This is a genomic window from Allobacillus halotolerans, from assembly GCF_018967645.1.
Classification (GTDB): Bacteria; Bacillota; Bacilli; order Bacillales; family Alkalibacillaceae; genus Allobacillus; species Allobacillus halotolerans.
The window spans coordinates 276,420-289,718 of sequence record NZ_JAHLZF010000001.1 but is presented as its reverse complement, the minus strand read 5'-3'; the positions used below and the strand labels follow the sequence as shown (position 1 = coordinate 289,718).

General features: G+C 36.9%; 11 protein-coding genes. 5 read left to right on the top strand and 6 right to left on the bottom strand.

The window, feature by feature from the left end; translation table 11 throughout:
* Positions 1–58 precede the first annotated feature (58 nt).
* The 4 genes from KQ486_RS01510 (at position 59) to guaA (KQ486_RS01495) (ending at position 4,991) form a co-directional block, all read left to right on the top strand.
* Positions 59–754 carry a tRNA (adenine(22)-N(1))-methyltransferase gene (locus KQ486_RS01510; protein WP_144160241.1) on the top strand — a complete coding sequence of 232 codons (696 nt, stop codon included), beginning with the start codon at positions 59–61 and terminating at the stop codon, positions 752–754.
* A complete protein-coding gene (locus tag KQ486_RS01505; protein WP_144160238.1) occupies positions 751–1,860 on the top strand; it encodes a Nif3-like dinuclear metal center hexameric protein in 1,110 nt (369 codons plus the stop codon). The genes KQ486_RS01510 and KQ486_RS01505 overlap by 4 nt, the downstream gene beginning before the upstream one ends.
* A 102-nt stretch (positions 1,861–1,962) precedes the next feature.
* Complete coding sequence (gene guaB, locus KQ486_RS01500) at positions 1,963–3,426, top strand: IMP dehydrogenase (protein WP_216686570.1); 1,464 nt, start codon at positions 1,963–1,965, stop codon at positions 3,424–3,426.
* 26 nt (positions 3,427–3,452) lie between these two features.
* Positions 3,453–4,991, top strand: coding sequence for a glutamine-hydrolyzing GMP synthase (gene guaA, locus KQ486_RS01495; protein WP_216686569.1), 1,539 nt, complete (start codon positions 3,453–3,455; stop codon positions 4,989–4,991).
* Positions 4,992–5,251: 260 nt separating this feature from the next.
* Here guaA (KQ486_RS01495) and KQ486_RS01490 read toward each other — a convergent pair whose 3' ends face one another.
* Both KQ486_RS01490 and KQ486_RS01485 read right to left on the bottom strand, forming a co-directional pair.
* Positions 5,252–6,235, bottom strand: coding sequence for a toll/interleukin-1 receptor domain-containing protein (locus KQ486_RS01490; protein ID WP_216686568.1), 984 nt, complete (start codon positions 6,233–6,235; stop codon positions 5,252–5,254).
* Positions 6,236–6,607: 372 nt separating this feature from the next.
* A complete protein-coding gene (locus KQ486_RS01485) occupies positions 6,608–7,300 on the bottom strand; it encodes an SDR family oxidoreductase (RefSeq protein ID WP_216686567.1) in 693 nt (230 codons plus the stop codon).
* A gap of 301 nt (positions 7,301–7,601) precedes the next feature.
* On the opposite strand from KQ486_RS01485, the gene guaA (KQ486_RS01480) reads away from it, so the two are divergent.
* On the top strand, positions 7,602–9,119 hold the full coding sequence (guaA, locus tag KQ486_RS01480; protein WP_216686566.1) for a glutamine-hydrolyzing GMP synthase: 1,518 nt from the start codon (positions 7,602–7,604) through the stop codon (positions 9,117–9,119).
* 173 nt (positions 9,120–9,292) lie between these two features.
* On the opposite strand, the gene KQ486_RS01475 is transcribed toward guaA (KQ486_RS01480), so the two are convergent.
* The 4 genes from KQ486_RS01475 to KQ486_RS01460 are packed head-to-tail and all read right to left on the bottom strand — an operon-like array spanning position 9,293 to position 13,065.
* Positions 9,293–10,027: an ABC transporter permease gene (locus tag KQ486_RS01475; protein ID WP_186278475.1), complete on the bottom strand. Its 735-nt coding sequence runs from the start codon at positions 10,025–10,027 to the stop codon at positions 9,293–9,295.
* Entirely contained in the window at positions 10,014–10,943 is a 930-nt protein-coding gene (locus KQ486_RS01470) for an ABC transporter ATP-binding protein (RefSeq protein WP_144158344.1), read from the bottom strand. The genes KQ486_RS01475 and KQ486_RS01470 overlap by 14 nt, the downstream gene beginning before the upstream one ends.
* On the bottom strand, positions 10,936–12,087 hold the full coding sequence (locus KQ486_RS01465; protein ID WP_144158348.1) for an ABC transporter permease: 1,152 nt from the start codon (positions 12,085–12,087) through the stop codon (positions 10,936–10,938). Before KQ486_RS01465 ends, KQ486_RS01470 begins: the two co-directional genes overlap by 8 nt.
* Positions 12,088–12,111: 24 nt before the next feature.
* On the bottom strand, positions 12,112–13,065 hold the full coding sequence (locus tag KQ486_RS01460; RefSeq protein ID WP_144158351.1) for a glycine betaine ABC transporter substrate-binding protein: 954 nt from the start codon (positions 13,063–13,065) through the stop codon (positions 12,112–12,114).
* Positions 13,066–13,299: the final 234 nt, after the last annotated feature.

Genomic DNA, 13,299 nt, shown 5'->3' with positions numbered 1-13,299 from the left:
ATGAATCCGGAAGCAAAAGAAATTCTTTTGTTTCTGGATTTTTTAATACTGGAAAGGTATGAGCGCTTTGGAAATATCGAATCGATTAAATCAAGTTATCGAATTTTTACCTGAAAATGTGAGGAAGTTTGCAGATATCGGTTCAGATCACGCCTATTTGCCGTGCGCTGTTTGTTTGAATCGACCCGACGTTCAAGCAATTGCCGGTGAGGTCAATCGAGGACCATATGAATCTGCTCAATCACAAGTAAACAAAATGAACTTACAAAAGCAAATTGACGTCAGGTTAGGCAATGGTCTAGAGGTAATCAAACCAAATGAAGTAGACACGATCGTCATTGCTGGAATGGGAGGTACACTAATACGTTCCATTCTTGAGAGTCACCCAGAGAAGCTAGAGGGCGTCAACCGATTGATTCTCCAGCCGAACATCGATGCTTCTTCCATTAGAGCGTTTTCAATAAGTTACGGCTATCAAATCATAGGTGAACGAATCATTAACGATGAAGGTTATATTTATGAAATCCTTGTTTTGGAGAAAAGTGAACATTCTCAACAATTAACAGATAAAGAAATATATTTAGGACCGTTTCTCATGAAAGAAAAAAATCCGGCTTTTATAGAGAAATGGCAACATGTTCTGGAAAAGAAACAAAAGATTATTCAGCAAATCAAGCAAGCGAAACATCCAGATGAAGATAAAATCAAGCTTTTTGAACAGCAAAAAACATGGATTAAGGAGGAATTACAATGACAAAAGTAAAGGATGTAATGAATGTCATGGAGGAGATTGCTCCAAAAAAGTTAGCGTTTGAAGGAGATCGGATTGGCTTGCAAGTTGGTAGTCCCAATAGTGATGCCAATCGAATTATGGTTACATTGGATGTACTTGAAAGTGTTGTTGATGAAGCGATTGAAAAGGAAATCGACCTAATTATCGCTCACCATCCGTTTATCTTTAAACCTTTTAAAGAAATTAATTGGGATAGCGAAAAGGGAAGGATTACAAAAAAATTACTGACACATAACATTTCTCTTTTTGTGGCGCATACCAATTTAGACATCGCGCGTGGTGGCGTAAATGATTTATTGATGGAAAAACTAGATTTGACGGACACAGATGTGCTCGTCAAAACAACTGAAGAAAAGTTGTATAAGCTCGTCATTCATGTACCAAAAAGTCATGAAAACCAAATCCGTCAAGCATTTGCCGATGCTGGAGCTGGGTTTATCGGTAACTATAGTCATTGCACGTTTAATCTTGAAGGAATCGGTACGTTTAAACCACAAGAAGGAGCTAATCCATATATCGGAAGTGAAGATGAATTAGAGCGAGTGGAAGAGTATCGAATGGATACAATTGTTCCGGAAGGGATTTTGAATCAAACCATTGAGTTAGCGAAAAAAGCTCATCCTTATGAAGAGATGGCTTATGATGTTTATCCATTGAAAGTTGAAGGCGAATCTTATGGGTTAGGTCGAATTGCGAAGTTAGCAGAACCGATGAAACTTCGAGAACTAGCACAACTCGTAAAAAAAGCATATGATGTTCCGAACTTGCGCTTTGTCGGTAAAGAAGATAAAAACATTCGCACCATTGCGGTTATTGGTGGCGATGGAAATAAGTATATCTCTCAAGCGAAGCGAATGGGAGCGGATGTGCTAATTACAGGAGATGTTTATTTTCACACTGCTCATGATGCTTTAGGTATGGGACTTGCCATGATCGACCCTGGACATCATATCGAACAAGTGATGAAAGAAGGTTTGCAACAGCAATTGAAAGAAAAAATGCCATCTCTACAAGTTCATATTTCAAATCAGAAAACAGAGCCATTCACATTTTTAACAACTGATTAATGTCAGTATTTTGTGACTAGTTGAACATTTATTTGGTGTGTTGACAATGCAAATTTTGATTGATAGTCTTTTAATAATATTTTCGTAAAGGGGGCGACACATATGTGGGAAAACAAGTTCAATAAAGAAGGCTTAACATTTGATGATGTACTGTTACTGCCACAAGAATCTACCGTTTTACCGAGTGATGTTAAAGTAGAGGTGTCTTTAACGGATACGTTGAATTTGAAGATACCTATTATGAGTGCAGGAATGGATACAGTTACTGAATCAGGCATGGCAATCGCTATGGCTAGACAAGGCGGGCTTGGTGTTATCCATAAAAATATGTCGATTGAAGAACAGGCAGAACAAGTGGACAAAGTGAAACGTTCAGAAAGAGGCGTGATCACAAATCCATTTTTTCTTCTTCCTGAAAACCAAGTTTATGATGCTGAGCATTTGATGGGTAAATACCGGATTTCAGGTGTACCAATCGTCAACAATGAATCAGAACAAAAATTAATCGGAATCATCACTAATCGTGATCTTCGTTTTATTGAAGATTATTCATTGTCAATCGATGATGTTATGACAAAAGAACAGCTTATTACCGCACCTGTTGATACGACATTGGAGCAAGCAGAAAAAGTTCTCCAAAAATATAAGGTGGAGAAACTTCCTTTAGTTGATGAAAACGGCGTGTTAAAAGGTCTTATAACGATTAAAGATATCGAAAAGGTGATTGAATATCCAAACTCTGCAGTTGATCGTCAAGGTAGATTATTGGTAGCTGCAGCCATTGGTGTGACAGGTGATGTCCTTGTTCGTTCACAGAAACTCGTTGAGGCTGGTGTTGATGCGTTAGTCATTGATACAGCCCATGGTCATTCACAAGGTGTATTGGATGCAATCAAAAAATTGAGAGAAACCTATCCACAGGTGAATTTAATTGCAGGTAATGTTGCGACAAAAGAAGGTACAAAAGCATTAATCGATGCTGGTGTCGATGTCGTGAAAGTTGGAATTGGCCCAGGTTCCATTTGCACAACCCGTGTAGTTGCCGGTGTAGGTGTTCCACAGGTTACCGCTATTTATGATTGTGCAACCGAAGCTAGAAAACATGGAGTCAGCATTATTGCAGATGGAGGAATCAAGTACTCCGGAGAAGTCGTGAAAGCAATCGCTGCAGGCGGTCACGCTGTGATGCTTGGCAGTATGTTTGCTGGTACGAAGGAAAGCCCTGGTGATATAGAAGTTTTTCAAGGTCGACAGTATAAAGTTTATCGTGGAATGGGCTCTGTAACTTCTATGGAAAAAGGAAGTAAGGACCGCTATTTCCAAGGTGAATCGAAGAAATTTGTCCCTGAAGGAATCGAAGGACGTGTCCCTTATAAAGGCTCAATTGCAGATACACTCTATCAATTGGTTGGTGGATTGCGTTCAGGAATGGGATATTGCGGCACAAAAGATTTAGAAGCACTTCGTGAAGATTCCCAGTTCGTTCGAATCACGAATGCTGGCTTAAGAGAAAGCCACCCACATGATGTACAAATCACAAAAGAAGCACCGAATTACTCAATGTAACGAATCAAATTAGCTGAGGTGTATTTATGAAGCAAGAAGAGAAAATCATTGTACTCGATTATGGCAGTCAATACAATCAACTTATCACACGTCGGATTAGAGAATTAGGCGTTTATAGTGAACTCCATCCGAATGACCTTTCCGCAAAAGAACTAAAAGATCTGAAGCCAACAGGAATTATTTTGTCCGGTGGCCCAAATAGTGTGTTTGAGAATGATGCATTTTCTATTGACGAAGAGATCTTCCAATTAGACATACCTGTTTTAGGGATTTGTTATGGCATGCAATTAATGGCCTACAAACTTGGCGGACGTGTTGAACCCGCTGCACAGCGCGAGTACGGCAAAGCAAAAATAACATTAACAGGAAACCAGTCGGCGACATTTCATACATTGCCGGAAGAGCAAATTGTCTGGATGAGTCATGGTGACCATGTTGTGGAAATGCCTGAAGGTTTCCAAGTCGATGCCAAAAATCCTTCCTGTCCAATTGCTGCGATCAGTAATGAGGAGAAAAAGTTTTACGGCGTTCAATTTCACCCAGAGGTAGGTCACTCGGTTTATGGCAATGACCTTTTGAAAAACTTTGTGTATGAAATTTGTGGATGCAGCGGCGAATGGACGATGAAGAATTTCATTGAAACAGAAATTGAAAAAATTCGAGAATCCGTGAAAGACCGAAAAGTCATCTGTGCATTAAGTGGAGGTGTCGATTCCTCTGTCGTTGCTGTATTGTTACACCAAGCAATTGGAGATCAATTAACATGTATTTTTGTTGATCATGGCTTACTACGTAAAAATGAAGCTGAAGATGTCATGAAGATGTTCAAGGAAGGTTTCCATATGAATGTCATTCAAGTTGATGCGAAAGATCGGTTCTTAGCCAAACTTGAAGGTGTCAGTGATCCAGAGAAAAAACGGAAAATAATTGGTAATGAGTTTATTTATATTTTTGATGAAGAGTCTTCGAAAATTGAAGACGTTGACTTTTTAGCACAAGGAACCCTTTACACGGATATCATTGAAAGTGGTACGAAAACTGCGCAAACAATTAAAAGCCATCACAATGTTGGTGGACTACCGGAAAAAATGAAATTGAATTTAATTGAACCGTTAAATACTTTGTTCAAAGATGAAGTCCGAAAACTAGGTGAAGAATTAGGAATTCCAGAACATATCGTTTGGCGTCAACCGTTTCCTGGACCAGGTTTAGGCATTCGCGTCCTTGGAGAAGTGACAGAAGAAAAATTAGAAATTGTTCGTGAATCAGACGCTATTTTGCGAGAAGAATTTATGTTAGCAGGATTAGATAAAACAGTATGGCAGTATTTCACTGTTTTACCTGGTATACAAAGTGTTGGCGTTATGGGTGATCAACGGACATACGATCACACAGTAGGCATCCGCGCAGTCAATTCAATTGATGGTATGACGTCCGATTGGGCAAGAATCCCATATGATATTTTAGAAAAAGTATCGAATCGAATTGTAAATGAAGTGCCACATGTGAATCGTATTGTGTATGACATTACGAGTAAACCACCGGCAACGATTGAGTGGGAATAGGGGAGTAAGAAATCAAAGGCAACTTGCCTTGATTTAGATGGATTTAAAGGGAAGTTATTTGTTTAGAGCAATATTTAAGCAAATAGTTCCCAGCTATTTATCCTTCACAGGTGAGTTTTTGACCCCAAATATAGAGAAGTAAATAGGATACGAAAAGGAGCTAAATCTTGAGGGATTTAGCTCCTTTTCTCTAACAATAAGTGTTTAAAAATTACATTATACTATGATTAAGTTCTTTAAAAAAATGGTTATTGTTTAAGTTAAAAAGGTAAGTCCATAGTGTTTATACTTCCTTCGTGATACTTTTCTTTTGTTTTAGTTAATACTTGTTGTATGTTGCTAGGGAGGTCTAATAAGTGATTTGAAATCGACTCAATTAAAACAAACTCTCTGGGATTTCCATGAGATGTTTTACTATATACATCTAAAAAATTTCGTAATTTTAATTTATTCAAAGCCGTGTTGTATTTACTTGATAAGTAATTATTTAATTCATTTATCTCTTCCCAGTTTCGAATATTTTGTACTTCACCTTTAGCCATCCACCTATCTCCTAAGGTTGTTTTGCCGATATCAACCATATAATTTATTAACAATAACTCTTCATCACTTAATTTTTTCTCTTTTATGCTATCACTGAACTTTATATATAGAGATTTACTATTTTCATCTACTTCGACAGGAGTATGTAATTTGGATTCTTCTTTTGTTTCATTAATTCCTCTATTTATTGAATTGTGATTGTTTACACTGTTTCCGTTATGAAGATAATTTTCAATTGAGTTAAAAAAAGAAGTGATTGCCTGATCTATAATTACTGGCTTTATGAATCTGTTTTCATTTTTTGAAATTAATGTTACAAACTCTAACATATCATACTTATTATCAATAAAAACACCCATTTTTCTTGGGTCTATTGCACCTTCATTATATTTTGAATTGTTAAGATTAAATCCAGGTGTGAATAGTGCTATATGTTCATTTTCTACAATCCAGGCAGCACCCATTTCATTTAAGCAAGCTACACTTGAGTAGTAATCATCAGATAACAAATATATGACAAATGGCTTATCTTCAATTTGGCTTTTTAACCATTCGAATATATTTTCACCTTTTGGAATTCCGAATCCACTTTTACTCGTGAATATAATATCATCGTGTGGTACTCCAATATCGATCAATAACTGAACAATTGATTCACCGTAATGCAAGTTTTTCGACGAGTGACTAATAAAATATTTCATAAATATCTCTCCTAAACATTACTAGTTCAACTTTAATATGTTAATTGATTCTAGTATATCATATAAACGCGAAATTCCTTGATAGGTAAAAACGAAATTGGCAAATCCAAGACCCATCTCTTATACCCCTAATTGTCACTTTTTTAAATTACTTCTCTTAACTCATTCAGCTTAGTTATTCTTGTATATAATTCATTTACTTCATTGAGAGAGATAGGATATATGTAAATGAAATGTCATATTTAATCCTAAAGCAAAAACTGTCTGTCAATTACAGCTGCCGAGTTGGGTTTTTGACTAAATATAGAAAAGTAAAGAGGGTAGAAAAAAGAGCTAAATCTTGAGGGATTTAGCTCTTTTTACCAATACCATTTAATGATTCTTTATAACAACTTGCTCTACATTCAAATTTTTTCTGAGAGCAGCGTTATGGTAGATGATGTCTGCGATATCTTCAGGGTCCATAAGACCTGCAGTACTTGACTCATCTAAGATACCGTCCCAGAATTCTGTAGCCATGCCGCCCATATAAGCGCCGAATACGTGAATGTCTGTATCTTTTAGTTCAACGAGTAGACTTTCATGAAATCCGCGCATACCAAATTTACTTGCACAGTAAACTGCCTCGGTCTCTTTTCCTTCTAATCCAGCTGTAGATACGATATTTAAAATACTGCCGTTATTATTTTCTTTCATGTCAGCGAGTATTTCTTGTGTACAGAAAATCGTCCCTTTTAAGTTGGTGTCGATCATTTGGTGGATAGCATCTTCAGTTATATTTTCAGCTAAATCAAAAACACCAACGCCCGCATTATTAACAAGAACATTTACGGAACCAAGGTTCTCTTTTATATTAGCGAAGACATTCGCTACCTCTTGTTTAGACGAAACATCTACAGAGAAAATTGAATAACTTTCATTCGGTAATGTCTTCGCAGTATTTTCCAACTTATCTTCAGTTCTTCCTAGTAAACAAACATGAAATCCATCGTTCGAATATTTTCTTGCTAAAGATGCGCCTAAGCCGCTTCCAGCACCTGTAATTACAGCAACTTTATTAACCAAGACTTAATCAATCCTTTCTAACCTGTAAATGATAGTTAATTCATTCTATCATAGGCGATTGGTTTATTGAAAATGAAACATTTATGAAGAGAACTTATCTGAATAACTTTGAAATACTTCTTCATAAGTATTGTGTTTTGAGTAATTGGCTATTGGTAAACCAAATTACCGGTAACCGTGAAAGGAACTATGATGAAAACCATTCATAGGACTAATCTGATCAATCCTAAATCCGTTTAGTTAATTTGATGTGCAGAACGGGTACCTCTATCTATATGTACGTAGAGATGAGGTGTATGGAATGAGAGCGAGTAACGAAAAAATTATTATTATTGATTTTGGAAGTCCATTGAACAAAGTAATGACAAGGAAAATCAGAGAGTTAAATGTTTATTCTGAACTCGTTTCGCCGACAATCACTGCAGAAGAAGTAAAAAGCATGAGACCAAATGGTATTATTTTTGGTGCAAGCCCTGAGAGTGTTTACACGAACCGTTCACCAAAACCGGATCCGAAAATATTTGATCTGAATGTACCTATGTTGGGAGTATGTTATGGCCTGCAGGTAATCACACAGTTTTACGGTGGAATGGTTGATGATACAAAACAAAATGAGTTTGGTATTGTCGAAATCGAGGTAGATTCCCGAAGCAAATTATTTAATGGCTTACCTGCCTATAACACGGTTCATATGAGTCATGGCGATCGCGTGAAAAAAGCACCAGCAGGTTTTTCGGTTCTTGCCCATTCGCCAGGTTGTCCAATCGCTGCAATTAGCTCGGAGAAAGAGCATATTTATGGAATTCAATTCCACCCCGAAATGGAAGCGACTAAAAATGGCGATGATCTTTTACGAAATTTTTTATATGATATATGTCAATGCACCGGTCAATGGACGATGAAAAATTATATGGATGAAAGTGTAGCTGAAATTCTAGAAACGATAAGAAAAGAAGAGGTCATCCTTCCCGTCAACGGAGACGTCAAATCAATCGTTTTAGCCGCACTTCTTCATAAAGCCATTGCAGACCAATTGGTTGTTCTATTCATTGATAATGGATTGTTGCGAAAGAATGAACCTGAAGAAACAACTAATGTATTAGCAGAAAGATTTGATATGAATATTATTACGTTAGATGAAAAGGATTCTTTCTTTGAAAATTTAAAAGAAGTTGAGATAAACGAGGAAAAAGAACTCGCCGTTCAAAATCAGTTGATTAACATCGTTCAACGAGAGGTTAGTCAGATGAAGACGATCAAGTGGTATGCTTCGAGCATACTATATAGTGATAAAGATGAAAAAAACAATCCATTCCATCAATCAAGTATGCTAGGGTTAAGCATGCTTAAGCCACTCCAATCGTTACACAGACAAGAAGTTGAAGAGCTCGGGAGAATCCTTAGGGTTCCAGATAATATTCTGGACAAGCAGTCGCTTTCATTCACTGGATTGGCAGGTAAAATAAAAGGTAAGGTTAATGAAGAACGCATCCAAGTTTTACGTGAAAGTGAAGCCATTTTAAAGTTTGAAGTTTTCCAAGCAGGTTTAGAAAACCAATTGGAACAGTTTTATACAGTTTTGTTACACCCTGAGTGGGATTTTAAGGGCGAAAAATGGTCATACCCTATATTGGTTAAAATGATCGAAAAAATAAATTCAACAAGAATGATGCGAGCGAAAATACCTGATGGTGTTTTAGATCGAATAGCTCGACGAATAAGTAATGAAGTTCCAAAAGTGTCAAATGTATATTATGACATAACGGTTGATCCAGCAATTGACACACAAAAAGCCGTTTCTGAAAGCCCGAACTTATAAAAGTCATCATATGTTGTTGGAATGCCTATAAGTGAAGATACCAATCCAAATTATAAAAGACGTGGAGGCGATCTTAGTCGATGAGCTCCACGTCATTTTGAAATTATATGAACTTGTAAAGTCTTTGACTGAGAGATTTTTTAATTCCTCTTTTTCCACCAATCTAATAGTACTTATGCATTCCAAATTAGCCTTTGTTGCAGCGTTTTTAATAACAGTTCTACAATAATTGCAAGTAACGTTACTGGAATAACTCCTTCCAAAATTAAGACCATATCGAAAGTTTTTACTCCGTTCACGACTAATACACCTAGACCACCAGCCCCAACAGTAGCTGCTAACGTTGTCGCGCTAATGTTTATTACAAGAGCTGTACGGATTCCACCTAAAATGACATTTAGAGCTAATGGAATCTTTACTTTTCTATAGACTTCTACCTCAGACATCCCCATACCTTTTGCGGCATCCACGATATCTTTCGGTACTTCTTCAATCCCAATGACAACGTTGTACACAATCGGCATTAATATATAAATGACAAGTGCGATAAGTGCACCTTTAATTCCATAGCCTAAAATAGGAACTGCAAGAGCGAGTAGAGCAGGGGATGGAAAGGCCTGACCTAAGTTGACTGTTTTTAATAAGAGTTCCTTAAATTCACGGCCGTAACTAGTCGTAATAAAAATACCGATCGACGTTCCAAGTACAATTGCAATCAAGCTTGATAATAAAACCATCCACAGATGTTCAAAAAAATAAACAGCTAGTAGTGTTCGGGATCCTTCTTCGTTTTTCGAGCTGAAAAATCTGTAGAGAACCTGTTCAAATCCCTTCGAGTAAATCACTATAACGGCTAAGACTATCGTGAGAAACGCTGCAACAATAAGGCCTTTTTTATTCACTTTCATGAACATCACTTCCAGCGATTTGTAATAAAGCATCCCAAGAAATACTGCCGTTACTAAGAGATACACGATCTTGTCCAGTCGTTAACATTTTTAATAGTACATCTCTCATCGTCGCATCTTTATGTAGTGGATTTTCATCTACCTCGATCGGTTCTGCATAATCCACTGCAGGTTTTCGTGACAAAATGGTCAAAATGCCTTCTTCTTTAAAGAAGTCTTTTACGAAATCATTTTTAGGGTGAAGAACGATGTTTTCTGGTGAATCAACTTGAACAATTTCTCCTTTATTCATGATACAAATACGGTCTGCAAGAAGCAGTGCCTCATCTGTATCATGAGTAACAAAGACAACGGTTTTTTTAAGTTTTCGTTGAATCTTTCTAAATTCTTTTTGTAATCTTAACCGATTGATCGGATCTACCGCTCCAAATGGTTCGTCCATTAGAAGAATAGCAGGGTCTGATGCCATCGCTCGTGCAACTCCAATACGTTGGGCCTCTCCGCCTGATAATTGTGCAGGCTTTTTATCTTTATAAGTCGAAGGCTCCAAGCCGACTAAAGTAAGCATGTCAGCGACTCGTTGGTCAATTGTATCTTCTTTCCACTTCAACAAACGGGGCACTGTTGCAATGTTTTTATGGACGTTCATATGCGGAAACAATCCAATATTTTGAATAACGTATCCAATCGTTTTTCTTAATTCCACACCTTTTAAGTCATCGATATTTTCACCATTGATCATGACAACTCCATCATTTCTTTCGATCATTTTATTGATCAGCCTTAATAGAGTTGATTTTCCGCAACCGGACGGTCCGAGTATGACTAAGAATTCAGAGGATTCGACGGTTAGTGAGAGGTCATTCACGGCAATAAAATCACCATATTTTTTTGTTACATGTTCGATGTTAATCATAGATCATACCCCCGATTATCTTTTCGATGGTTCGTAAAATATAGTCCAGCAGGATGGTGAAAAATACGATTGGAAGCACTCCTAACAAAATCAAGTCAGGTGAAGCTTCACCAAGACCGAGAAATACAAATGTTCCCAATCCACCGCCGCCGACTAGTCCAGCGAGCACAGCTCCTCCAATTGTTTGTATAAAAGCTATGCGTATACCTGTGAAAATGACCGGAAACGCTAATGGGAGCTCAATCTTTTGTAAAATTTGTCTGTTGCTCATTCCCATACCCGCTGCGGCTTCAATAACGTTTCGATCAACAGAATGAAAGCCGGTTAACGTATTTCTACCAATAGGAAGCAAAGTGTATAGTGTTAGAGCAACATAAGCAGGGGCCCATCCTATGCCACTTACTCCTATTTGTTCAAAAAAAGGCAGATTTCCTAACCCTGCGAGTGGAACTAGCAACACACCGAAAAGAGCAAACGTTGGAATCGTCTCGATAATACTCAATGGAACCATAATTTTATCTTCTAATTTTTTTCTAGAATACGCTAAAATTCCTAGAGGAATCGCAATAATTGCACCAGTAATGACCGAAGCAAATGTAAGAAGTGCATGAATTCTTAGGTGATCATAAAATTGCTCTTTTTTAATTGCATATTCTTTTACTAATGAAAGGTGTGAGAATGCATCCGTATTCGTAAAGTAATAGAAAACACCCACAATACTCAATAATCCAATCCATTTAATATATGTATGATCTTTAATCCGTTCCGTATAAGTTGAATAAAGCATATAGATACAAAATATTTGCACATAAAAACCTGCCGAGAAACTTATACGCGCGGAAGATTCCCCATCAATCAACGCTTCAACATTGGAAAGTAATAACCAAAATAAAGAGATCAATAAACCTGTTGTTAATATAAAGATGATTTGGTTTTTATGCTTTAGTTCAACAAAAGAGATAACTATGAATACACCCCATACAAGAAAGAGTGTTATACCTATATTTCCGAAAATATCGAAGCTTGAATACGGTTCTCCAGGTAAAATTCGATTTGGTTTATGTTTTATGAGATTCAAAAAAACAAATGCTGCTGCTCCTATAGAGGATAGCAGCAGCAATGTTTTATCTTTAACTGTAATCATTCATCCAACACCTTTTGACTGTATTTAGTCTAAAAATCCTTCTTCTGTTAAGTAGTCTCTAGCGACATCTTTTGGTGATAGTCCGTCTACGATAACGTCTTTATTCATATGTTGTAAGTTCTCTAAATTAATTGTCGCAAATACATCTTCAACGATTTTTTGAATGTCAGGATATTTTTCTAATACTTCTGCTCTGACAACGACAGACGGTTCAAATACAGGCGGAATAGAAAGTGGGTCTTCTAAAACAACTAAGTTTAAGTCAGGGAGCGATCCATCTGTACCATATACAAGTGATACATTCACATCATCTGTTCCTTGAACAAGTGCACTGATCATCTCAGCTGTGTTCCCGTGTGGAAGCATGATGATTTGATCTGAATCTAAGTTGAAACCGTATTCTTCTTCCATACCGAGCAATCCGAGTTCTTTCTCAGCGAAAAGCTGACTCGTAATTAAAGTCACTTCGCCGCCATCATTGACATAGTCTGCAAAATCATCCAAAGTTTCTAAGCCATTTTTTTCTGCAAACTCTTTTTTCACGGCTAACATTTCTGTGTTATTCGCATCAGCAGGAGCCAACCATATTAATTCATTGTTTTCTTCGTCATATTTCTTTATGGTCTCATAGCCTTCTGATGCGTCTCTCCATACTTCTTCATCGACATTTTCAGCATAATATTGTCCGTTTCCTGTATAGTCGATTCCGATATCTAATTCATCCTGTAAAAGTGCGTTCCTATGCACATCAGGAGTTCCAAACTGCACCTTATCTGTTATGTTGTAACCATTTTCTTCAAGGATTAAAAGAACCATATTGCCTAAGATTCCACCTTCTGTATCAACAAATGAACCTAACACAATTGGATCGTCAGGATTAACTGTTTCTTCGCTCGTTTCATCTTTAGAAGAGTTGCAAGCAGTTAACAGTATAAAAATAAGACTTGTTGCAATGAATAATAACGTATTTTTCTTCATACAAACCTCCGATGTGTAATTTTTTGATAAGTCATTTATAAATATTAACTGATTCAAACAAAAACTTTATAGGTTGATAATACAGGACTGAGTCAAAAATTTCTAGACAAACAAGTACTCAGTCATTTCATACTGAAATAACTTACTTCTTAAGATAATTTAGTAGACTAGTAGAGAATCCGCATGGAGTAATACTCAGATAAACATGCTTCCATTGTGGTTCTTGTGCAGCAT